This is a genomic window from Burkholderia sola (assembly GCF_905400185.1).
GTDB classification, from domain to species: Bacteria; Pseudomonadota; Gammaproteobacteria; order Burkholderiales; family Burkholderiaceae; genus Burkholderia; species Burkholderia sola.
Window position 1 is genome coordinate 1,350,489 of the sequence record NZ_FR989675.1, and the last position, 22,106, is coordinate 1,372,594.

Annotated in this window: 27 protein-coding genes; 5 read left to right on the plus strand and 22 right to left on the minus strand. The window is 60.8% G+C overall.

Annotated elements, in window-relative coordinates:
* Positions 1-25: 25 nt before the first annotated feature.
* From KR541_RS06305 to KR541_RS06325, 5 genes are all read right to left on the minus strand, one after another.
* Positions 26-316 (minus strand): H-NS histone family protein, encoded by a 291-nt coding sequence (locus KR541_RS06305; protein ID WP_216089422.1) that lies wholly within the window; start codon positions 314-316, stop codon positions 26-28.
* A 194-nt stretch (positions 317-510) separates the two neighbouring features.
* Entirely contained in the window at positions 511-888 is a 378-nt protein-coding gene (locus tag KR541_RS06310) for a hypothetical protein (RefSeq protein WP_060733577.1), read from the minus strand.
* A gap of 30 nt (positions 889-918) precedes the next feature.
* Entirely contained in the window at positions 919-1,542 is a 624-nt protein-coding gene (locus KR541_RS06315) for a hypothetical protein (RefSeq protein ID WP_216089423.1), read from the minus strand.
* A 332-nt stretch (positions 1,543-1,874) separates the two neighbouring features.
* Positions 1,875-2,141 (minus strand): hypothetical protein, encoded by a 267-nt coding sequence (locus KR541_RS06320; protein ID WP_050013676.1) that lies wholly within the window; start codon positions 2,139-2,141, stop codon positions 1,875-1,877.
* A complete protein-coding gene (locus KR541_RS06325) occupies positions 2,131-2,880 on the minus strand; it encodes a DNA/RNA non-specific endonuclease (RefSeq protein ID WP_050013677.1) in 750 nt (249 codons plus the stop codon). The genes KR541_RS06320 and KR541_RS06325 overlap by 11 nt, the downstream gene beginning before the upstream one ends.
* A gap of 151 nt (positions 2,881-3,031) precedes the next feature.
* On the opposite strand from KR541_RS06325, the gene KR541_RS06330 reads away from it, so the two are divergent.
* Entirely contained in the window at positions 3,032-3,763 is a 732-nt protein-coding gene (locus KR541_RS06330; RefSeq protein WP_216089424.1) for a hypothetical protein, read from the plus strand.
* 4 nt (positions 3,764-3,767) lie between these two features.
* Here KR541_RS06330 and KR541_RS06335 read toward each other — a convergent pair whose 3' ends face one another.
* The 3 genes from KR541_RS06335 to KR541_RS06345 form a co-directional block, all read right to left on the minus strand.
* Positions 3,768-4,094 carry an H-NS histone family protein gene (locus KR541_RS06335; RefSeq protein WP_216089425.1) on the minus strand — a complete coding sequence of 109 codons (327 nt, stop codon included), beginning with the start codon at positions 4,092-4,094 and terminating at the stop codon, positions 3,768-3,770.
* Positions 4,095-4,147: 53 nt separating this feature from the next.
* Complete coding sequence (locus tag KR541_RS06340; RefSeq protein WP_425542605.1) at positions 4,148-4,438, minus strand: SET domain-containing protein; 291 nt, start codon at positions 4,436-4,438, stop codon at positions 4,148-4,150.
* 209 nt (positions 4,439-4,647) lie between these two features.
* Positions 4,648-4,839, minus strand: a complete 192-nt coding sequence (locus KR541_RS06345) for a hypothetical protein (RefSeq protein ID WP_050013680.1) — start codon at positions 4,837-4,839, stop codon at positions 4,648-4,650.
* Positions 4,840-5,063: 224 nt separating this feature from the next.
* Between KR541_RS06345 and KR541_RS06350 the strand changes: the two genes are divergently transcribed.
* Entirely contained in the window at positions 5,064-5,282 is a 219-nt protein-coding gene (locus KR541_RS06350; RefSeq protein WP_150123323.1) for a hypothetical protein, read from the plus strand.
* A 385-nt stretch (positions 5,283-5,667) separates the two neighbouring features.
* Here KR541_RS06350 and KR541_RS06355 read toward each other — a convergent pair whose 3' ends face one another.
* From KR541_RS06355 to KR541_RS06365, 3 genes are all read right to left on the minus strand, one after another.
* Complete coding sequence (locus tag KR541_RS06355; protein ID WP_216089426.1) at positions 5,668-6,825, minus strand: toxin-antitoxin system YwqK family antitoxin; 1,158 nt, start codon at positions 6,823-6,825, stop codon at positions 5,668-5,670.
* 155 nt (positions 6,826-6,980) lie between these two features.
* Positions 6,981-8,738, minus strand: coding sequence for a hypothetical protein (locus KR541_RS06360; protein ID WP_216089427.1), 1,758 nt, complete (start codon positions 8,736-8,738; stop codon positions 6,981-6,983).
* Between the two features lie 192 nt (positions 8,739-8,930).
* Positions 8,931-10,940, minus strand: coding sequence for an acyltransferase family protein (locus KR541_RS06365; RefSeq protein ID WP_216089428.1), 2,010 nt, complete (start codon positions 10,938-10,940; stop codon positions 8,931-8,933).
* A gap of 200 nt (positions 10,941-11,140) precedes the next feature.
* Between KR541_RS06365 and KR541_RS06370 the strand changes: the two genes are divergently transcribed.
* Positions 11,141-11,470: a helix-turn-helix domain-containing protein gene (locus KR541_RS06370; RefSeq protein WP_077021877.1), complete on the plus strand. Its 330-nt coding sequence runs from the start codon at positions 11,141-11,143 to the stop codon at positions 11,468-11,470.
* 235 nt (positions 11,471-11,705) lie between these two features.
* On the plus strand, positions 11,706-13,244 hold the full coding sequence (locus KR541_RS06375; protein ID WP_216089429.1) for a nucleotidyltransferase family protein: 1,539 nt from the start codon (positions 11,706-11,708) through the stop codon (positions 13,242-13,244).
* Positions 13,245-13,636: 392 nt separating this feature from the next.
* Here KR541_RS06375 and KR541_RS06380 read toward each other — a convergent pair whose 3' ends face one another.
* Together KR541_RS06380 and KR541_RS06385 are read right to left on the minus strand one after the other, a co-directional pair.
* Positions 13,637-14,275 (minus strand): hypothetical protein, encoded by a 639-nt coding sequence (locus KR541_RS06380; RefSeq protein ID WP_216089430.1) that lies wholly within the window; start codon positions 14,273-14,275, stop codon positions 13,637-13,639.
* 1 nt (position 14,276) lies between these two features.
* Positions 14,277-14,576 (minus strand): hypothetical protein, encoded by a 300-nt coding sequence (locus tag KR541_RS06385; protein WP_216089431.1) that lies wholly within the window; start codon positions 14,574-14,576, stop codon positions 14,277-14,279.
* Between the two features lie 223 nt (positions 14,577-14,799).
* On the opposite strand from KR541_RS06385, the gene KR541_RS06390 reads away from it, so the two are divergent.
* Positions 14,800-15,024 carry a hypothetical protein gene (locus tag KR541_RS06390; protein ID WP_216089432.1) on the plus strand — a complete coding sequence of 75 codons (225 nt, stop codon included), beginning with the start codon at positions 14,800-14,802 and terminating at the stop codon, positions 15,022-15,024.
* Positions 15,025-15,192: 168 nt separating this feature from the next.
* Here the strand turns inward: KR541_RS06390 and KR541_RS06395 are convergent, their stop codons facing one another.
* From KR541_RS06395 to KR541_RS36655, 9 genes are all read right to left on the minus strand, one after another.
* Complete coding sequence (locus KR541_RS06395; protein ID WP_216089433.1) at positions 15,193-15,999, minus strand: DUF4942 domain-containing protein; 807 nt, start codon at positions 15,997-15,999, stop codon at positions 15,193-15,195.
* Positions 16,000-16,064: 65 nt separating this feature from the next.
* Positions 16,065-17,153, minus strand: a complete 1,089-nt coding sequence (locus tag KR541_RS06400; RefSeq protein ID WP_216089434.1) for a hypothetical protein — start codon at positions 17,151-17,153, stop codon at positions 16,065-16,067.
* Entirely contained in the window at positions 17,150-18,058 is a 909-nt protein-coding gene (locus KR541_RS06405) for a recombination directionality factor (protein WP_216089435.1), read from the minus strand. The genes KR541_RS06400 and KR541_RS06405 overlap by 4 nt, the downstream gene beginning before the upstream one ends.
* Positions 18,059-18,099: 41 nt before the next feature.
* Positions 18,100-18,327, minus strand: coding sequence for a hypothetical protein (locus KR541_RS06410; protein WP_216089436.1), 228 nt, complete (start codon positions 18,325-18,327; stop codon positions 18,100-18,102).
* A 25-nt stretch (positions 18,328-18,352) separates the two neighbouring features.
* A complete protein-coding gene (locus KR541_RS06415) occupies positions 18,353-19,348 on the minus strand; it encodes a YqaJ viral recombinase family nuclease (protein ID WP_216089437.1) in 996 nt (331 codons plus the stop codon).
* A 68-nt stretch (positions 19,349-19,416) separates the two neighbouring features.
* Positions 19,417-19,617 (minus strand): hypothetical protein, encoded by a 201-nt coding sequence (locus KR541_RS06420; RefSeq protein ID WP_216089438.1) that lies wholly within the window; start codon positions 19,615-19,617, stop codon positions 19,417-19,419.
* Positions 19,614-20,582: a DUF932 domain-containing protein gene (locus KR541_RS06425; RefSeq protein WP_216089439.1), complete on the minus strand. Its 969-nt coding sequence runs from the start codon at positions 20,580-20,582 to the stop codon at positions 19,614-19,616. The genes KR541_RS06420 and KR541_RS06425 overlap by 4 nt, the downstream gene beginning before the upstream one ends.
* Positions 20,583-21,100: 518 nt before the next feature.
* Entirely contained in the window at positions 21,101-21,229 is a 129-nt protein-coding gene (locus KR541_RS36915) for a hypothetical protein (protein WP_290369656.1), read from the minus strand.
* 104 nt (positions 21,230-21,333) lie between these two features.
* The gene (locus KR541_RS36655; protein ID WP_252996647.1) at positions 21,334-22,077 is read right to left on the minus strand and encodes a hypothetical protein; all 744 of its coding nucleotides are present in this window, start codon (positions 22,075-22,077) and stop codon (positions 21,334-21,336) included.
* Between the last annotated feature and the right edge of the window lie 29 nt (positions 22,078-22,106).

A 22,106-nucleotide genomic window follows, 5' to 3' on the forward strand; every position in this document is an offset into this window, starting at 1 on the left:
GACTGCGAGATCTGCCGTCGAGCAATCACTCCTTGATCAGAAAACGATCTCGATTCTTTGCGTCCTTGATCCATGCAGGCGCGCGACCTCGGCCGGACCATGTTGCGCCAGTCTTTGGATCGAGATACTTCGCTCCCGCAGTCGATTTGGCCGACTGGCCGCGACGTCTACCGAAAATGTCTTTCTCGGTGATGCCGTACTCGGTGACCTTGGCGCGTACTTCGTCGAGGACTGCTTGGAATTCAGCAAGGCGTGCAGCCTCGGCTTTCTCGGCGAGTGCTTCTGCCTGCGCTTTCAGATCCTTGTAAGTCGCCATACATTCCTCCGCTGGTGGTGTCGCGTGCATGATACCGTTTTCAACTGATACGTGGATGCGGGCCGTTTCGTAGTTGTGCGATAACGAACATAAGTCGTGAACGGGGCATGCAACGGACCACGTCGGTACGTGATGCGGGAGCATCGGCGACGCATAACGGATCCACGCGCAATGCCCGGACTTGTTGCCCCGGCTTACTTCTTGGCGCGAGCCGCGTAGATACTGCCGAAATCGTTGAGGCAGATGACGTTGCTCATCGGGCAGAATAGAGAGCCATCAGCATGATCCGAGATCATTCGCTGTTTTTGTTTCGGATCGCTTTCCCACAACGGAACGTCGGTGAGATAGAACATGATTCCGTGCGGCGTGATGCGAGAGATTGACAGTATCTCGCCTATTTGTGACAGATAGGCAAGTACCGGTGGTGTGTCGCGAAATTGAATTTCGAAATGGCGATGCTCCTCAAGTTCGTCCCAAGTCGAGACCGTAGAAAAGCCGGACGTGGTCAGCCACGAAATAGTGTGCTGAGTGTCTTCCTCTGTAATCGGACGAAATTTTGCTTGTAACGACATGGCTAATCTTGCGATAGATGGCGGGTGCACTTAGATGTCGTCGGCGCGATGCTGATTGAGAAAGGCGAGCGGGCCATCGATGGGGAAGAATATTCCGTCCGCCGTGCGGATACCGTCGATGAGTTCTCCATCCTTGATCAATTGGACCTCACCTAGGTCCACCAGCATATAGCCTTGGCGCTCCAGTTCGAGTTGGTGAGGGGAACGCAATTCTTCTGCGTCGTGATTCTTCAGTCCGACGAACTGGCCACTCGTGAGGAAAAGGCCGGTCCATTGAAGCTTTCGGCCGTCTTCGGTCGTGACCTGTACGTCGCGACGTAATGTGCCGCTCTTGATGGCAAGTTGCACGGGAGACGCGCCCAGAGCCGATTCGAGAATCGGATCGTGCTCGATCAAAAAGTGGAAGATCTTTGAACCGGGACTTGCGTCGAACTGTTCAACAATCTCTGCTGCATACGCGATCAAGTTATTGGTGACTTCCCCATGTTGGTTGATTGCGTGCCGCGCATCGGCATCCAGATGAAATTGAGCATTGGGGTCCTCTGCAATTTTATTTTGCATCAGCGCCTGCAATTCAGCATATCTGCGACACCAATCGGCGCGACGTTCGCGCAAGCTTGCGCGGGCTGCTTCTAACGCTGAGTTCGGTTTCATTCTGATTTTTCGTTCCGGAGATTTTCACGAGATCATACGACTACCCAGTCCATCGCGGCAGGCTGTGACGACACGAAACACCCATCACCTCACAAACTGAACGCGCTCAGCATTTTCAACTTGTCCATGCAATGCGGGCCAAACGGCTACGTCAGGATGAGCAGTTGTGGGACATAGCTGATGAGGCGAGGCGGATATACTGTCGTCGCGGCGGGGGGATGGACACCCCGAGAGGGGCACCAGTGGGTAATGCCGACCGCGCCCAGGGTCTTGGGCACCGTCTGCGTAAGAGTCAGGCGCAGACCTTGCCCCGCCGCCCACCATGCCACAGATCACCCTTCGAACGGATTCTTGATCTTGCCCGTTGGCGCGGCAGGCTCATCGCCGACGTGTTCGGGCAGCGCCGGATCGTGCTGAAGCACGTTCAAAATACTCGCGATGGTCTGCTGTAGCGCAAGTGCGGCGGTGAGGCCCGCCTTGTCGCGCGTCAGTTCCAGAGTTCCTGTCAGTACGATGCGCTCAGGGTCGTTGGTGACGGCGAACGCGTCGCCGTGAATGTTCACGACAGTCGAGTCGTCTGCAAAAGCCTTAAACTCCATTCAGACCTCCAATACGCGTGTTCTTCAGCGGCTCTGGAATGCCAGGGAATCGCAAGCCGCTTTGCGCCTCGACTTCATGTACCGTCGCGATCGTATAGCGCTTGGTTGCCGTGTTGTTCGCGACAACCGCGAACGCAAGTCGCTTCTGAGGGACATAGACTACCTTGAAAATCTGCGTGGGCACGATGACGCCGCTCTTGCCGATCGTTGTCAATTCTGCACCCTTGAACATCGGCCCCGTGACGACATAGGTGTCCGTCGCGCGCAGACCGATTCGGCGAACGGCTTCCTCGATGTGCGCCCACATGCGACGATTGTTCGTCGGGTTTTGCGGCACCATGTTCGCCAGCGTAAACGATTCGGCCATTGCGCGATCGTTCCAGCGATCACCGGCCGGACTCATGTGTCCTCGATCGTAGCCGCTTTTGCGATAGTCGGAGAGTCGCGCGCCTTCTCCATTGGGCAACCTCGGCTCCTCAAAGAATCGGTTCGTGCGGATCTCGTTCTTCGCTGCTGCCAGATGCGAGCGGGTCAGGTGCTCGGCCGACCAAAGCGGTCCGTGCGTGATGCTCGAGTGCAATACCTCAAAATCTGAATAGCACAGGAGGCGCGTCTTCACGGCTATCCGTGGATTGGTGACGACCGGAGACTTGCCTTTCGGGCTGAACTGCGGGCAGGAGTTGGAAGCAAAGGCGTGCGTGGTGAGAACCATCAGCGCACAGACGAGGATTTGTCGCATAGAAACTGCATCGAGTGTGGGGCCACGAAGTATACGGCCGGGCCTCCGCCAATCGCACGGTCGGCGCGCAATTTTGCCCACGACAAGCTGTGGCGCAAGGGAGGTAGAGAAGCCAAATGCTATGGTCTAACTTCGTACCGAGGGGTACATCGTGCCAACAAGCTCCCAGCAAACCCTGTCGTCGGCGCTCACCGCGCTGGGGGATGCAATCACTGGTCTCGGTCCGGGTCTTCAGGCGATCGCTTCAGAAGCCACAAACGCGGAGGCGATGGCAGAGGCCGCGATTCCGAAATCGCTGGTCGGCACGGCGCCTGGCGATGTCGTCGTGCTCGACGCAAGCGGCAGATTGCCGGCGGTCGACGGAAGTCGGCTCATCAATCTGCCATCACAGCATGGTGTTCTGCCCGTTCTTACGATCGAACTCGGCCACGGTGCACAGGCAAACGGTGGTCGGGGTATCGACAAGGGGAACTGGTATCAGCTTGATTTCCGAATCGGGGCAGCGATCGCCAATTGCTTTCAGTACACCGCGAATGACGACGGCACGATCACCATTCCGTCAGGTGTCTATCTGGTCGCCGGCAGCGCGAAGATCCTCGTACCATCAACGGACACGTATCACTTGCCGGCGCAGATGGTTTTCGCGACCGGCCAAGTCTATGCGTTTCCCGGCATCTATCAGTACGCCGTGCAGCAATACCCAGACGCGCCCATCAGCAGCACGTCGGTTTCCGGCGTTCTCGGTTCGTTGCGCCTGAGCGGCGTGCAGGCGAACTGGGGCAGCGTCAATCCGCTTTGGATGGGTTTCGCGAAAGTGCTTGGTTCGCAGAATCAAACGCCGCTTGCGTTGCAGGGCTACATGTCGATCGTGAAGACCGGATGATCCATCAGGTTCGTTCCGGCCACCACGGTTTCGGTGCTTCCCGAATCAGGTAGTCGTCGAGATTCTTGTCGGCGAGCCACTTGGGGCGCTGACCTTTGCCAGACCATGACTTTCCAGAGTCCGGATCGTAATACATTGCTGGCGCTTTCTGTCGTTTGGCCTGAATGAAGCCTGCGGCGCGTAGTAGCTCGATTTCGGTGATGCCGTACTCTTTCACGTGTTCGCCGATCTCGGCAAGTATGGCCTGCTTTTCCCGTTGCTTGGTTTCTTCAACAAGCAAATTCAATTGACCGAGCTGTTTTTGCAACTCGCGAATCGTTGGTTTGTTCATGATGCATTGTCTTGAAGGGGATTGAGGTCGAGTGTAATTTAGCACCACGAATCTTACGCGCTGGTGAGCATGGTGCCGCGACAGGCGGACACGCCGCAGCAACAGCGGTAAGCGGCACGATCGCGATGTGATGTGCTATCGTCAACCTCGAGCGCGTAGTCGATGAGAAGTTCCTCGCCACTCCGTATGTCACGCACAGCGTTGACGAATACACGGCCATCCGTTGCGATAGCTTCGCAGTTCGATGCGCACGCATGATTCGGCCACCGTGTGCTGTTACCGCTGCGTCTACCATCAATTACCATGCCATCCGACAGGCCGAACAGGAAAGTGTGCCCCGTCATCGTCTCGATGCTCGTAACGCTGAATCGCTGATTGCCAGGTTATTACCTCACCCTTGTATTCGAAGATGCGTTCCCCGGTGTGAAGGAACTGGGCCGCGAAAACACCGCGCCCATGAACTGTCGATCGTCTGACTACTACACGTCGCATGCTTGTTGCCCTTTCGATGGTGGCGACTGACTTAAGCAATCCGATCCGAGCGCGGCGTCGATCAGAGGATGCGTAGGTGGCGAATCTGCGCGATCTCCGGTGACCGCTTCAGGATCAGGTCGGCGATGTATTCAGGCAATAGGGCGCGCGGAATGTTGGCGGGGACGTCGGTGATCAATTGCGAGGCGACCTGGGCGATGAAATCGTCCGGCGCCTGTTGCAGGCTATGCTCGTAGGAGACGCGGTAATCCATGATTGTTCGGAGTGTGGCGGCGGGCGAACGCGATTCTATCAGCGCATGGACGAGACAAGAGGCCTGGCTCGTGTGCCCACCGCGTTTCGAGGGGGAGCGACTTCGCGTTACGGACTGCGGGATCGATAGACGAAGATCACCGGTTCTTTGCCGGATGCTGGCTCCTCGACTATCTTGAAAGCTTTCGCTATTTCAACGCGTTTCCAAATCGGAAGGTGTTCCCCATGAGCGCTCCAACGGTAGAGGCGCTGTCGGCCGCAGCTCGCACGGGAATCACAGTCGTCACCCTGGACGGTAGCACCAGACGAATACGTGGCGCCATGGCGTCGGTCGGAACATCGGTGGTCGATGTCTTTTTCGATCCAGAACTCGGCACGTACGTTTGGACGGTCGACGGAATCGAGCGAAGTGTTGATTGGGTGCGCTGGCGTCTGGAGACCTAGTAAGACCTGTTGGCTTGCCGGGGCGCAAGTCCGGGGAACTACTCGGGTCGCCGGCCCGGAGATAGTTTCGGTGATTTGTCGATCGATGACGATCGTTCGATTGAGCTGCAAAAAAGAAGGTCGGGATAAGAGGGCGTGCCAATTGGCACGGCCGTTGCTGCGTCCTCAGTCGCAGTTGCGCAACTCCGCGCTCGAGCGCGCCCATCGCGCCAGGTGCCCCCGCTAGATGAACGCTGGAACGAAACGCCGTATGGGGCTTGAGCGCCTGATATTGTGATCGTCTCGGACATCGGGTGTTGAGCCGCGTCGGGAGCTGACGGAGATCAAGGCAAAAAAAACGACGGACTCATCGGCCATACAGCACGAGCCCGTCTGGATTGCCGCCCTACGACGGCTGCTTTCCGGCTCGACAATTGTCGACCCATTCCCATGCCATGTCGTACCTGATGATCGCATCGGGACCGTTTTTCGCGGTGAAGTTCTTCTGCCATTTTTGCGTACAGGCATTGTCCTCGGTCGGCCACGAGTTGCGATCTTCGGCGGGAGGGGATGAGGAGGTCGACGTGGATGCGGCTGGATTGTTGCCGATAGGCGGGAAGCGTTGCTCGCATTGCGCCGACCATTTCATTTCTTGTTTTCCATCGACATCCATCGGGTCCGGCGGCGTGGTGTTACGAAGTTCTCGGATGCAAGCTTTCACTTGCTTGATGCGTTCGAGGGCTGCGAGCGTGTCAGCTGTGGCCCGCGCTTCTTCTGGTGTGGGGACTTGAATGCCCATTTGCCATACGCTATGACTCACGGGCTCACCCGTGTTGGGATCGAATCGATCTTCGGCGCCGTCGAGCTTGTCGTTGGTAAATGACGCGCGGTAGATAACGCGCTTTCCGTCGGGGGCATAGCGGACCATCTCCCCGTTGGCCGCACCGTTTTCATAGTGCGCTTCCAGGAGCGTGTTTCCGGTTTTGCCGTCGTACGTTTTGACCACACCATCCAGCCGCCCATCCTTCCAGGGGAATTCCCCGATGAGCTGTTTGGTCGGTGCGTAGTAGATCTTCTCGGAGCCGTCCGGATTCCCGTTGCTGAAATTCGCATCGAGTACAGTTCGATCACCCGAGCTGTCGAATATCTGCATCGAGCCGGTGAGCGCTGCGTCGCTGAACGACATCTTTAGGCGAACGGTGTCGGATTGTGCAGCCTTGCAAGCAACATCGCCGGCGAGCATGCCGTTGCTGACCTTCGCATCGCAGAGGAGGCCGTGGATCATCATTGAATCGATACCACCGCGATAGGCCTCGGGCACGACGTACGCGCTGTTCTGCATCATCCGTTGGTAGCCTTGCTGGTTGTTCAGAATGTCCGGGGCAGGTACGTTGGTGACCTTCCCTGAGAAAGGCGTGTTCGCGTCGCCAGCATAGACCTTACCGTTGACGATTTGAATGTTGCGGTATTCGAGTACATCGCCCTTGCAGCCTGCGAGTAGGGCCGTTGCGAGAGAGACGGCGGCTAGAGCCGCGACTTGTCGGCGTGAGTGCATGATTTTCATGGATGGAAAGTAATGTGAGTGCGACCGTCTCCCAATGAGAGGCAGTTGCGGATGAAAAAAACCCGACCAGTGAACTGGTCGGCAAAAAAAGGTTCCGGCGATCCGAGGCGGTACATGCCAGAACCCTGGCCAAAGTGGTGAGACGTCGAGATCAATTACCGAGCGGCGATCGCCGCGTTGAGCGCTGCCATGAGTGAGAGGGGCAGGCCGTTCGCAAACTGAAGCGACTTCTCGGCGTACGTCGACGGGTACAACCAGCCGACCTGCAACCGTCCGTTGCGGAGCGCTAGCACCAGTTGCGCGCCGCTCGCGAGTGGGCGCAGTCGACCGTTACCTGCTGCCAATGCGTCCCTGTCGGTCGTTGCAAAGTCGAAGACCAGCACGTTCGCGTTGCCGGAATAGACCGACCACGTGGCGGGCTTGGCGTCGATGGTGGCCCGATGATCTGCGGACAGTTCGATGGAGCCAACGCCGACGTTCTGGCCGGACAGTGCTGTACCGACGGCCTGCTGAAACGACGTGTAGGTCGTATTCGAGCGACCCGACGTCATGACGATGGCGTTGCCGTCCATGTACGCGGGCACGGCCCCGCAGACGACGCCGGTTTGCACTGTTGTGTTGTCGCACATCGGCACCGACACCGGCAGAACGATGCGATCGGCCGAATAGGTCTGGATACCGAGATACGCCGTTGTGCCGCTCGGGAATGCCGTGCCTGTCAGTGGTGCTGCGTGGGCGAAGTCGTAGAAGCCCGGTACAGCTGGAGCGGCGATCGACAACGGCTGACCGGACACATCGACCGCACGGGCTTCGTACGTGAAGCCGATACCCGAGGTCGGATCGGTGCCGGACAGCGTCGTGCCGACGCGCGCGAGCGGCAGCGGCGCGAGGCTCTGCGGCTCCGAAATGAAGTCGGACCACGTGCCATCGGCTTTCAGCACATACTCGCCAGCAAGGCCGTCGTATTTCCCGCCGTTGTACGCACCCAGCCCCACGTCGGACCATGTATCGCTGCCGGCCGGCAGGTTTTCCTGCCGCCGGGTTTGCAGCGTATTACCGACGATTTGGCGCATATCGCGGACCAGAGCCTGATTGGTCGAGCCGGGCGTCGGGTTGAACCCGCCGAAGAATGAGATCAGGTAGTCGACGAAGCTGTACGTCGGCGTGGCAAGCACTTGCGAGGCGTCCGCCAGTTGATAGACGGGCTTCATCGCCTGGGCCGCCACGTCGTCCTGTGTGACGGATGCAATGTCGCCCTTGGCGACCATCGCGTTCAGGGCATTGCGGACCGTGGCGGCATCGACCGCGCCGTGGGTAGCGAAGGTGCTCAGCTTGTCGACCACCTGTGCTGCGCGCGACTGCGTTGCCGTGTCGTTGCCGGCGACGTAGTCGGCGTTCGGATTGACCTGACTGCCCAGCAAGCCTTGTACGGCGGACATCGCCTGTGTCTGGCTCAAACCAGCTTGCATCTGCGCGGCGACGAGCGTCGTGAGCGGCGTGACGACTTGATTGGCAGAGGACTGGACGACGCGCGACAACGTGAACGACGCCGGAAACTGGAAACCCGCCGGGCGCGAAAGATCCGTGGTCGCCGGCGTGACCTGGACCAGCAGCGTCTTGCCGGTGGCGTCGCCGCTGTACGAAATCGAGAACTGGCCGGTTGCGTCGGTGATGGCGCTCGGCTCCCCGGCATCGCAGACTCCGTTGTTGTTCAGATCGAGGCAGACGGTTGCGCCGGGGAGATAGCCGTCGATGGCTTTGCCCGTGATGGTGGGCGTGGGCGTCGTTGGCGTGGTGCCCCCGCCTGCGGACGGCTGACCGGAATCCCCACCACCGCCGCACGCAGCGAGCGCTACCGCGATTGATACGCCGAGAATGTGCTTGGCGAACCCCGTATGGTTTTTGACTTTCATTGTTGGCACCTTGCTTAAAAGGACCCGTTGCGGGCCGGAAGTGAAGAACGGAAAAGCGGCCGGCCGTAGCCGGCCCAACGAATAAAAAGCGCCGACCGGCGAACCGGCCGACGAAATGGTTCTGGCAATCCGAGGCTGATGTGTGCCAGAACCCAGGCAACGAACTGGACGAGCGTGAAGCTGCATGCGCACTCACTGACGCAGCAGGGGCAGGAACTGCCGGGCGACGAGCCCGTTCCCGTAGTCGGACAGGTGATCGCCGTAGCTGTAGAGGTAGTGGCGATCTCGTGTCATCGGACACACGTCGCGGCCGCTGTCGCACAGCGCGTTTGCCGGGTCGTAGACCAGCAGCGCAGGATGTCGACGCTTCAGCGCGTCGACGAGCGCCGTGAACGGCTTGGTGCGGGCGACGTGTTCGCGATAGCTGATCGCGCAGCGCTGCGCCGCGCTCATGTCGGTTACGCCGAGCGCGCGCCGCAAGAACGGCCACGCGAGCGCGCGTCGATCCATGCACTGTCGCGGATCACGCAGGCGCGGGTTGTCGAGGACCAGCGCAACGCGCCGGCCGGCCCGCTCGAGCGCCGTCACGGCCTGGTCAAGCCCGTCGAGCGCGGCGGACGCGCGGGGCGCGGTCTGATCGCGATCGGCAAACGCCTGTCCGATCACGTCGCGGTCGGTCATCACGAGCACGACCGTCTTGAGTTCGGGTGTATCGAGCAGCATGTGCAGCGCCACCGTATTGGCGTCACGGCACAGTGTCGGATCGTCGCCCGCGTTCGACGACGTGCGCCAGACACCTGCCATCGGAGCGCAGCTCGGACGCGCAATCAGCGTCCAGCCTTCGCCGGGCGCTGATTTGCGCACGAGTCCCCAATACAGCGCGTCGGCCTTGCTGTCGCCCCACACGGCGAAATGGGAGCGCACCCGCTTGTCGGTTGCGCAGAACGGAAACAGCCGTGGCTCGTCCGGCGACACGCCGCACGTGAGGTCGACGAACTCGTGACCTGCGCCGAGCTTGGCGGTCGTCACGTCGGCGTCCGGGCTGTAGCCCTTGCGGAACCCGAGTCCGCCGCGCGCGTACGTCATCCCGCCGAGATAGACGACACCCATCATCAGCAGACACGGCGCGACAAGCTTCCAGCGTTGCGTCGACCCGAAGCGGATCGGCCGTTCGATGATCGCGGTTGTCAGCCACGCGAGCGCGACGGCCATCACGACCAACCCGCCGCGCACCGCCCGCGATGGCGGCTGACCAGCGATGATGAAGGCGAACGACAGCAGCGGCCAATGCCAGAGGTACAGCGCGTAGCTGATCTTGCCGAACCAGACCGATACGGGCTGCGCGAGTACGTGCCGGTTGAGCCAGCCATCCCGGCCGGCCGCGATGATTGCGACCGCGCCGGCAACCGGCATCAGCGCCCACGCGCCAGGAAAGGCGACACGCGCGTTCAGCAGGGCAATCGACGCGATGCACAGCGCGCCGCCGCCCATCGACAACACATTGGCCCATGCGCCGCCGTCGAACCGGAACCGGGCGGCGCCGATCGCCAGCGCCGCGCCAGCCAGCAGTTCCCACATGCGCGTCATCGGCCAATAGAACGCGGCGGCAGGATGGTGGCCGACGAGCGCAACGTTCGCGGCGAATGAGGCGAGGCCGATGATGGCGCACATCCATCCGATGCGCTTGAACTTGTACGCCGCCCATAGCACGAGCGGCCAGACGATGTAGAACTGTTCCTCGACCCCGAGCGACCACAGGTGCAGAAGCGGCTTGGCTTGTGCCGTCTGGTCGAAATATCCGGCTTCCGTCCACGACGCCCAGTTCGACATGAACCCAGCGCCGGCCACGATGTGTTTGCCGAGCTCGCGGTACTCGTCGCCATAGAGGCTGAACCAGCCGATTGCGTAGGTGCCGAGCAGCACGGTGATCAGCGCCGGGAAGATGCGCCGCATCCGGCGCGCGTAGAAACGGAGAAAGGAGAAACGATCCGTCTCTAGATCGGACAACAGGATGCCGGTGATCAGGTAGCCCGAGATGACGAAGAAAACGTCGACGCCGACAAAGCCGCCGGGCAGCGCGGACGGGAATGCGTGAAACGGCACGACGGCGAGCACAGCGGCGGCGCGCAGGCCATCGATGTCGGGCCGGTAGACGAGCGTGCCGGCCGCCGCCGTGGCCGGGGCGGAAAGAGTTTTGGTCATGGTTGTTCTTGTCTATTGCTGCGTTTTGTTTGTAGTGTTTACTCGACAAATCGGGGCGCGATGGCGCGCTCGGCCGCGAGCGGCAGAGGACAAACCGGCATCCCTCGGATCAATAGCTAACGGATTGTAGAGTAAACACGACTAGTAACGATGTGTATACTACGTCGTGAATCAGTCGACGGCGGGGCATCCTGCACGCCATGACTGTGAAGCGCTCAACACCGCCCACCGGGCGTCCGGCTCCGATCTCGATTGCGCTCGGCAAGCGAATCAAGGAATGCCGCCATGCGGCTGAGAAATCCCAGGAGACGCTTGCCTTCGAAGCACTCGTGGATCGGACCTACATCTCGGCGATCGAACGCGGGATCGCGAACCCGTCCATCGAAACACTGGCGAACATCTGCTATTCGCTCAACGTGACGCTGGCGGAATTGTTCGCGCCGCTGAATGGCGTGTCGTTGAAGCCGACGGGTGAGCGCCGCGCGAACGCGGCGACGCCGCCCGAAATTAAGCGACAGCGGTTGCGCTAAGCAGGAGAGGCAGTGGTCTTTTGCAGCGATTGCCGTTTCCGCTTTCCGCGTGAACCGACAAGCGCGTCGATGGACCTGAGGCAAACTTCCGGTTTCGGCTGCGGCCGTTCGCGAGTCGCAAGCTTTCGTCCGTTTGTCTGCCAGGTTCGGCCATTCGAAAGCCGGATTGCGATTGACTGGCAACTTTGAAGCAATTTAAGGTACTCTCCGAAAAACAGAAACGGGGATCGCCGCCATGACTCAAAGTTGGACCGATGAAGCGCAGCTTGCTATTGATTTATGCAGCGATTGGGCAGCACATGTCATCAAGGACGTGCCGGCTAAAATCTTCCTTTTTGGAAGCGCCATATACAACGGCGGTGAGCAATTCTACAGTGACCAAAGTGATCTGGACATTGTTGTTTTATTCACAGATCAGCTCGCAGCGCCCGAGCGAATCAAGGCCGTTCAGAAGCTGCTGAAGCATAAGGCCGACTTGGAGCTGCAAATGATCCCTCGACTCCAGCGGATTTCGTGTGATGAGCCAGGGGTTAGCATCGTACCCATTACTCGTTTTGAGTTACAGGCGAATGTCCACAAAAGCGGAGCCAGGCGATTCTTTACCCGAAATTATTATCTTAATCTGTTGAACGGAGACCATACGCTCGGCATCGATGGTGCCGGAACATTGTCAATTGATGATGAGCACCGTTACGCGCTCGAATATGTACAGAAGATCCGTAACGAATTCCTGTCCGTGAGCGCAAACGGCACTGGAAGCCTAAAGGCCTACTCTGGAACTGATCCGATGCCCAAAGCGCTGTTGCGTGTGGCGGCGCAACAGCTAAAAGATGTTCCGGACGGCGCTTGGTACGATACACGTCTTGGCCTCGAAGAGTTGCATCGCAAGCTCGGGGACCTGCGCACCGGAGATCCGCTCTTCAACGAAACCTATAATGTAGTGTCTGTTCGGCGTGGCGGTAGAGGACAACGTAAGTCGTTGACCGCGCTAGATCAATTAGTGCTTGCAGAGATCCTCTTCGAAGATGGCTCCAATGCGCAAACGTCGCCCATAGTCACGTGGATGCTTCGCGTTATAGGCGTCGCGTTTGCGAAGCCCGAATGGCAGCGGATTCTGAGCGCCTTGATCAGGCTAGTTCCCGGCGCGGAACTTCTCAATGTTCGCGCTGGAAGCATCGTTTTTGAAATGCGTAGCGACAAGGAGGGATACGAAATTCTTCGTCGTCTACGCGACCTGGATGTCTTGCACACCCTTCTCGGCGTCCACGCTTGCGAGCTCGGAGAGAGTAAAGACTTGGACTCGCCGGTTGATCTAACCCAGAATCGTCAAGACGTTGAGTCTCGGCTGCTGGCAAAGATCGCCGAATGGCGGCCTGATGCGTCGTTATCTCCGCGAATGCTGGATGTTGACTTCACCAAGTTCCTCAGGAATTTGCACACATCCAATACGCTGCCCGAACTAGACTTCGACGAGGGGGTGGTCGTCGACGGGCCGCGTCCTTACGTAATCGATTTTGTAGCGAAGTGGCTCGAGCCCGACGGCGCGTGGGAAGAGCTTCCGATTGAAGTGTCATTCGTAAGCACACCTGCCGTGTTCTTCCGCAAACTTGAACGGCTTCTTATGCTTAACATGCAGGTCGTACTGGTTTGCGTAACTCCGCCGAAACTCCAGCATCGGCTGGAACAGGATGTCCGACGACTAAATAACGAAACGCGCAAGGTTACAGTCATATTCGTAACTCCTGCGCCGCATGGTGAGTCTGCTGCGGAATGACAGCGTACACGCCCGACCGTCTAAGGGGGTAGCATGACAAGAAAGCACAACAACCTCAATTCGACGCTCAAGTTGCACCTGTACACATAGTTGGTTGGGTAACAAACATTCGGGCGACCGTACAGCCCGATAACAGCGATGGTGAGTGCTTTCTCAGCCGGATGCGTTAGGCGATTGCCCAAGCCCCCGATAGCACAGTATCTGCTCGCGGCGACCGATCCATGTCGAGAACCGCTGCAAAGTGGACATTGACCATCGAGGCTCGAGCGGCAGCAACGGGTTGAATCCGCAGTCGACTTCAGCCGCTTGCTCGCAGACTGATCGTTTTTCCGAAGCTTGTCTTTCCTCACTCTTGATAATTGAAAGCGCCGCGCGAACGCGGCGCTCGAAGATCACGCGTCAGCGGTCGTGCCGGCTACATCGTGAATCGATAGGCTCCCCAGCACCTTCACACCCCGCGCAGAGACGGACGATCGGTAGCGGAATTGTTCTTTGCCATGTCGATCGAGACGCGCGTTGAATCCGGCAAGTCCCGGCTCGTCGCCTGCTGGATCGATCAGCAACAATGCTTGCGGGTCGAACGCACGACCGTGTCGACATCCCTCGACGCCGATAACCAGCGCGGCATGCCGCTTGACCGTATGTCGTTGTCGCCAGCCGACGATCACCGGCCAACCAGCTTCCAGCTCGCGGCGAGCAAAATGCAGGATGGTTGGGCCGGAGGCCATGCAGGTAGCTGGGCGCACACCAAGATTCAGTTCGGCAATGAAGCTTGCGAGTTCGGACAATGCCAGACCATGCAGGTAGTGCGGCCAGGCGTCATCCCACATAACCTGTTCCGGGCCGTCGGTGTGATACGGCAGGTAGACCGGATCAGCTAGCTTGCCGAGCAACGCGAGCGCCATCGCGACGCAGTGCAATGTGCTACCGCTATCCCAGTGTCCCTGACGACTGAACAGCGGGCAGCCAGAACGGGTAAGCACTGGCTGCTGGCCGAGCCGCATACCGGGATGGAGTTTCTGGATCAGCATGTCAGTAATCTCCCGGCAACAGGAATGTGGTCGAGCTGCGGTCCCACTCCGTGATGGCCCATATCGTTTGTCCGCTGGGCAGCACGTAGTTGGACAGAAGTCGCAGTCCGGCGTCGACCGACAGTTCGTTTTGCTGGCGGTCGGATTCGGACAGGTCGCCCCAGTCGCCGCGCACGTGGCGGATCAGCAGGTCGATGATCGAAACACGCGCGTCGGCGATCGCTTCCAGCGCGGCGGCGGTTGCGAAGATGCGGCCGAGCTTGAAGCGCGGGCCGGCGTGGATCGTGGAAGGTAGCGTCATGATGGATTGCTCCTGAATACGGACGAGCGCTGACCTCCGGTAGAACCGGATGGCAAGCGCATCGAAGGTGGAAAAGATCAGCGGAAAGCCGTCAGCGCACCGCTGACAGCGGAAACGGAATGCACGGGCCGGTCATTGCACGGTGCAGCGCGTGCTACCGGGCTGGCGCTGGACAGCAGTCGTAGACCGGCCAGCCGTGGCGGCGCGCGACGACGCCCGCGCAATGCAGCGCAACGACATGCGTCGACAGATCGGCGCAGCACGTGACGCCGCCGGTGACGAGATGCAGGTAGACGCTGAAGAACGACGGATGGTCGTTAACTATCTCGCAGTAGCGTCGCGCCGGATCGCTGGGGTGGGGGAACTGCCGGACGCCGTGAATCTCGACGGCATCGAACTGATCCGGGGCGTTCCGGATCAACCGATTGATGTAGCGGATTGCGGGTAACGGGTTTCTCGCCGCACGCAAGCGTGCAGCCGATCGCCGTCTGAGCGTTGCAGTAACGGATGACATGGCGTGATTTTTCAAAAGAGAGAATGCGATCCTCCGGATGAACCGGATACCGATGTCGCTGAATGAAATGGGGAAAGACGAGACGCAGGACGCGTCCCGGTGCTACCTCGCTTCCGAGGCGAGCGCGTCCGGATGGTGCTTGGCGAGGATCTTGTTCATTTGCTCGACGAGATCCGGGCGCGAAAAAGTCAGGTGCCCGTTGCCGTTCTTGAACCAGCGCAGGTGAAAGTAGGCGTTTTCAGTTTCGGTTTTTCGTTGACGCTGCGCATCCATGATGAGCCCCGAGATGCCGTGCCGATGATCCGGCTCCGGTTTTCCATCAAGGACGCTGAACACCCGCATCAGATCGTCGAGTTCGTTCGTGACACGGTAGTTCGAGCTACCGTGCGAGAGCAGATACCGGACGATGATGCGCTTGCCGAACTTGAAGGGCTGGTTCGTTTTGTAGTTCCACGACAGCCGCTTGAAGCACTGAAGAACGCCGCGCTCGAACATGTCGCCGCGTGCGCCGTAGAGCTGCGCGAAGGTCGCTTCGATATTGGCGGCCGTCAGTTCAGGAACGTCGCCTTCGGCAATCTGGTTGCTCCATTGTTCGCGGGCCTTGGCGTCCATGAAGGTGCGCAGCCCTGACTCTGCCAGCAGGTAGTCCCAGCCGCGTATGTCGACAATACGGACCATGGCGGCTTCGGCTTCGTCGCGTTTTGCATAGTCTCCGGTCACGGTCGGTCGCCCACGACAGCCGTAGCTTTCATCGAGGACGAGTCTTGGAAAGCCGAGGTGCGCTGCCTTGGCAAGCTGTTGGGCTTCGCCGAGCAAATCGAGCGCGGCGCGCACGCGTTCGACGACGGCGACGCGCTGGTTGGCGAGATTTGCGATGCTGATGCTGGGGACGAGCGTATTCGATTCCATGTTTCATGGCGATGAGAAAGTGATGGGGAAAACAACGGCAAAAGCGCCGGGCGCGAAGCCCGGCCTTATGCCGTCACGTTGAGTTCGGCGAGCTGACGACGGAGTGCCGTCGCGCGCGCCTGGGAGCAGCCGAGGTGACGACGGATGTCGGCGACGGTCGGGCGAACCATACCGGCGGTCACGTCTTGAACGAGTTGCGACAGGTGGTCGTCGATAGGCGCACCGGCGGGAAACGGTGCGACCGGGGCGTCACGCGGTGCACGACTGCCGGGTGCAGTGACGTGACTAGGGCGCTCGTTTTTGCGACTAACGGTCGGCTCGACGTGACTCACCATGACGAGCGTGACTTCCGGCTGGTCGGAATCCGTCACATTCGTGACCGTCGCGACTACCGGATCGGTCACGTCGGCCGGTCCCGTGACTGCCGGGACGAGTGGCGACGCGGCGCTGGTTCCGGTCGATTCAGCGACTGGTGCCGACGACCGAAGCGCGACGGTCCACAACAGACACGCGACACCTTCCAGTACAGCCGCGAACATCAACCCCGACACAAGGTCGATACGCGGTGTCGTGACGCCGAGTAACGCGGCGAGTCGCGACGTGACTGGATCGACGCGTAACGCGTCACGCTGCGCCGTGACGCGATCCGTTGCGGCCTGCTGACGCCGAACGTCGTCCGCTTCGGCGTTCAGCGCGTCGAGTCGCGCCGCGAGTGTCGCGCGACGGGCTTCGAGCGCCGTGCAACTCCCGGCGCAGTAACGCGCGTTGGCCGACGCAAGCTGTGCGGCGACGGTCACACGTTCGCCCATGATGACCGTCAGGCTGCGCCCGGCCAGTCGAGCCGGCGGCACGGCCGACGCCCGCACTTCGCCCGCATGTTGCAGCGCGGTCACGAAGAAAACGGCGTGCCCGTAGCAGGCCGTTACCAAGCACGCCCCCCATAGCAGGCTACCTACGCCGCGCACCAAGACCGGCGCATCGCGAATCAGCGCCGGCAACAGGTGAGCGCTGACGACCAGCACGATGCCGATTGCGACCCAGACGACTCGCTCGGCCAACGCGCCGCCGCGCTGCCAGCCTGCCAGAATCGACAGGCTGAGCGCGGTGGCGGTTGCGGCGGTCGCCAGAGCGAACGCCCAGTGCCGCGCGCTCATGCCGCTTTGCCGCCGAGCAGGACGGCTTTGCGTTCGAGTTTGTCGCGCAGGGTAGGCGGCGTCTGGGCGGCGCCGCTGTTCGCTGCATCCGATGGTTCCTGCGTCGTCTCCGGATAGAACTCTTCCGCGATGGCGGCTCGCTCGTCGGGGCTATCCTCGAACGCGCCGTTGGCGAACCCCGCACGTGCTGCGGCATCGAGCGCAGCCTGATCGAACCCGGCGGCGCGGCGACGCGTATCCAGCTCCTTCGCCTCCATCAACGCCTGTTCGAGCGCACTGCCCGAACGCACGCTGAGGTCGACGTAGTAGATCGCCGACCGATAGCTCTGCGTCGTCGACTTGCCGCGCAGCTTCAGTTCCAGTGGCAGGCAGGCGAGGAGATTGCCGGACACCGCGCGAAAGTAATGCAACCGTGCGGCGAGCGTTCGGATACTGTTATAGGACGTGGTACGGAAGATAAACGAGCCCAACTCGTCGTCGTCGCCGACGATCACGTTAAGCCGGCCGTAGGGTTTGCAGTTGCCTTGACGACCGAACGTGCAACCGTCCGGCGAGGGGCAGGGAAGGGCTTCGATGCCGGCATCCGTCACGCGCCGGCAGGTCTCCCCGTTGCCGACGCACACGGGGCGGCCGGTATCTCGGTCGAACAACGTGTACTCGGCACGCAGGTTCAGGTCCGGATCGTTGAACAGCACGCGCATCGGAATTGCGCGCAGCTTGCCCGAAGTAGCTTTGCGCAGCGTTTCGTTCATCGGATGCAACATCCATTCGCCGCGCTGCTGCACCTGGGTGGTCAGTGTGAATTGGTCGTCTTTTTCGGGCAGCCGCTTGCCGTTTTTCTCGACAATGCGTCCGATCGAAACGCGGCCGACAACGGGCGGCGTGATGGAAAGACCTTTGAGCATGGTGATTCTCGCAATAGAAAAGGGAAGGAGAACTGCGCTGACTACCGCGCAAAGTGCGCTTCGAGCTTCGTGTGGATTTCCTGAGCGACGCCGTGCCAGGTACGCGCGCTTACTAGCGGGTGGTCGCCGAGTTGTTTGTGCAACTCGGCGAGAGGCAGCTTCGCGACGCGTTCGGCGTGCTTGCTGAGCACATCCATGACGAACGCCTGCGCGAGTGCGCCGTACCGCGAGAATTCCATGATGTCGGTGAGGCATTCGAGATTCGTCATGTGTCGACTCACGGTCAGACCTCCGTTAGGTGGAAATGAGGAAGCGCCGTGAACCGGGCCTCGAGATGGCGTACTGCTGTTGGAGAGCGGGGTGATCGGCCAATAGCCGCTCCAGGTCGACTGAAGACGAATCCCTGCTGCGCTTGAATGACACGGAGCCGGTCTGGAAGACAGCCCGGATCGCGTCACCCATCGCTTGCTGGATTGTTTGCTTGAATTGCGCTTCGAGCTGCTGACGCGTCTCGATCTCCGCCCGTACCGCGACCAGATCGGCAAAGACGGACGACAGGCGGTGGTCGTCGCTGAAGTCGACCGTTTCGCCGTTGCCTGGATACAGGTGCCTCAGCGCACGATCGGCCGACTCCGATCCATCGGCGGGCGGTGGCGTGTCGGTTTCCACGAAGCGCCAGAAGCGCGCTTCGAGTTCGACTAGGCGCCCGATCAGCGCATCGTCGCGTTCGATCCGATGGACTTCGAGCGCCTGTCCACACAGCAGCACGGCGACGTGTGCTGCCGTCTTGCCGGTCACGGCCAACTGGTGCTGGACCTGGATCTGCACATACTCCGGGACGCCGTCTCGCCAGAGCCGCGCACCGAATTCGCCCGCCGTCTTGCACTCCAGAATCTGCACGTCGGGCACGCTGACGATCTCGCGATCGATGTTCGCCAACATGAACGGGATCGAGGGATGCCGCAGCACGGCGTTCACGCGCCGAACCCGATTGCCGGTCTGCTTCGTGTACGACGCGGCGACAATGGGTTCGAGCAGCGTGCCCCAATACGTGGGCGATGTCGTATCGTTCGGATCGGGACGGGGCAGGCCGTCGGCACGGCCGGTTTTGTCGAGCCACAATTCCAGCGCGCTCATGTACGGATTCAGGCCAACCGCAGCAGCGGCGTCCGATCCGCCGATGCCGGTGCGTCGCACGGCGAGCCAGTCATCGCGGCTCAGTTCCTGCGTCTTGACGAGCTTCAGCGCCGGCTTGCGCGCACGAGGTGGTTCGGGGTGAGGTGTAGTCATGATGGTCTCCAAAAACAAAAAGCCCGGCAGAGCAAATCTGGCCGGGCGAGAGGTGAGGGGATGGGAGGCTATTTGGAACCGATACGGCGCATGGCGTCTTGCAATGCGTCGTATGCGAAGGTCACGAGCTTCCCGTTGCCGAGGTGGACTGTCGTACCTCGTGGATTGATTTGCAGGATCGTGGCGTAACGGCCGCCGAACCGTAACCCGGCGCCGCGCGGAATCTGAATGCGCATGTCGACAGCCAGAGGCGGGATCGGATTGGTCATGCGACAAGCTTCATCGCCTCGTCCCACGCGCGTTGCTTGAGCGTTGCGCCGGCGCCGAACCAAGCAGCGTCCAGGCGGTGATCGTCACTGCGCGCGCGGCGATGATGATCCACATATTCGGTAATAGCGTTCAAAACGCCCCAGGCCGTGCCCGATGCCGAAGCCAGATCCGAGCCTTTCCCGCGTCCGTCATAGAGCTGACCGACCGCCTTGATGGCGCGCTCGTTGACGGCGACGGTCTCGCGATCGGGCAGGTTGGCAGTCGAGTACGTCAGCACGCGTCGCAGGAACGCTTCGGCGGCCGAGTCGGTCACCTTGCGCTCGGACAATGCCTTGGTGCGTGCCATGAACGCATCCCACGTGGAGACAGCGATGCCCAACTGGCGTTTGACAGCCGCCGCGTCGAACTGCGAACGGTGCGAGACCTTGATCGCGCCAGCGCTGTTGCCCACGGCGATTTGCAGTGTGTTGTTGCAGACGACTCTGATCGACGTGAACTGCGCCGTCGTCGCGAGCGTGCCGTCGCATGCCGTGGCGAGCAGCAGGTAGCCATTCACTTCGTCTTTGCCTTTAAGCATGCCGGACTGACCGGTGCGGGCGAGCGCCCAGAGCTTGCGGCCCTGCCGTAGCACACCTGCCGTCTCGAGCTGGAACCCGCCGATCTCCGTCAGGTCGCGATAAAACTCCAGGATCTCTTCGGGTTGCACGACCTGGTAGCGGGCCGACACGACGGACAACGGTGTCTTGTTGTCCGAGCGGTACAGCACCTTCTGTTCCGGAAACGCGTGAATCGAGCCGAGGCTGCGGTTGCCGGCCGCGACGAAGCGCACTTCGGCTTCTTCGATCCGCCAGTCCATGCCGGCGGCGCGAGCCCAGACTTCGAGCGGTTGTTTTGGCGCGAGTTTGTTGCCAAGACCGTGCCAGGGTTCGGCACCAACATAGGCCATTGAGGAAACGAGATGCATAACGGACTCCTATTGAAAAAAATAACAGTGCATAAAGCCCGGCCGAGGCCGAGCGGAATGAAGGCAGAAAAGGGGAGAGGCGAGAGGCGAATTAACGCGGGTGAACGCTGAAGGTTCGTGCGCAGGCGAGACAGCGCCAGTTGTCGAGCACTTTCTGATCGATGGCTTCGCCGCATGCGGCACCCGTTGCGCATCCGGCCGCACCGGCAACGAGTCCAGCGAGAACGGCGCCAGCGATGCCGCCGCACGCGGCACCGAACGGGCCACCGATCAGGCCGGCAGTTGCACCGGCCTCTGCGCCGGACAACGTAAGCGCGACGGCGCTGGTCGCGCCCGCCGCCGCGCCGATCGCACCGCCGATGCGTCTCGCGGTATGACGTGGTTCTGTTCGTGGCGACTGGCAATACGGACACGAATAAACCGGACCCGCACCAGGACGATAATGAGTCGCTTCAGCGGTACCTGGGCGTGATGCATGGGCGGACCAGGGTTCCTCTTCGTTGTCGAACGGTAGAGGGTCACGCATGAACGGCACCCTCCTTGCGGATCTTGCCGACATACTTGCAGTGGCACGCGGCGACCAGCGCACCGCCGATGAACGCGAGCGCGAAAGCGGCAAGGTAGTCGAGGGGAGAGGGGGAGAGCATGGTTGGTTTCCTGGGAAAGGAGGGGCGCGTCGAGATACGACGGCCCGCCGGCGTTGATGGAACAGCTTTGACTTGCTGAGGGGAATGGGCGGCATGGGCCGGAGTCAATGAAGCGTCGCGCCGAAGGTATGGCCGCACGACAGGCACCGATGGTTGTCGAATACGTTGTCGTCGAGTACCCCTCCGACAGCCGAGCCGGCGATAGAGCCGGCCGCGCTGCCGAGCAGCCCGGCGATGACGGCACCCGCCAGTCCGCCGAACACTGCGCCGACCGGTCCGCCGATTGCTCCCACTGCTGCACCGGCTTCGGCCCCGGATAACGCCATCGCGACACCGCTAGTTGCGCCAGCGACGCTGCCGATCGTGCTACCGAATTTACGGCCGACATGGAGTCCCTCGACCCGTGTTGAACCGCAATGCGGGCAGGAATGCGTATCGCTGGACGGCGATAACGCATCGGTCGCCCACGGCGGCGCGTAAGAAAAGTAATCGGGCTGCGCAACGGTCGCTGCTGAGGGGGCTGAAGGACGGAGTTCGGTTTCGAACGGCTCGTCGTCGGGAAACGGATCGGGCGAACGACGGGTGAAGTCGTCCGATGTCGGGGAGGATGCCGGCGGCGCATGTCGGACTGCACGCAGCGCGTGGTCAGGGTAGGGGGCCTGGGCTTCCCATTCGTCGAGTGTCGGATCGAACAACTCGTACTGGACCGGGGAAGCAACCGCAGCGGCGGGAGGGGGCGTATCGATAGGGGGCGAAACGGAGTGTCGTTTCAAAAACAGAACGACGCCGATGCTAATGAGAATTAGCACAACGGCATTGCCAATGGCAAAGGCAAGCGTGGGGTGCATGGAACCTCCTGAGCGAAGTACGCCGATGC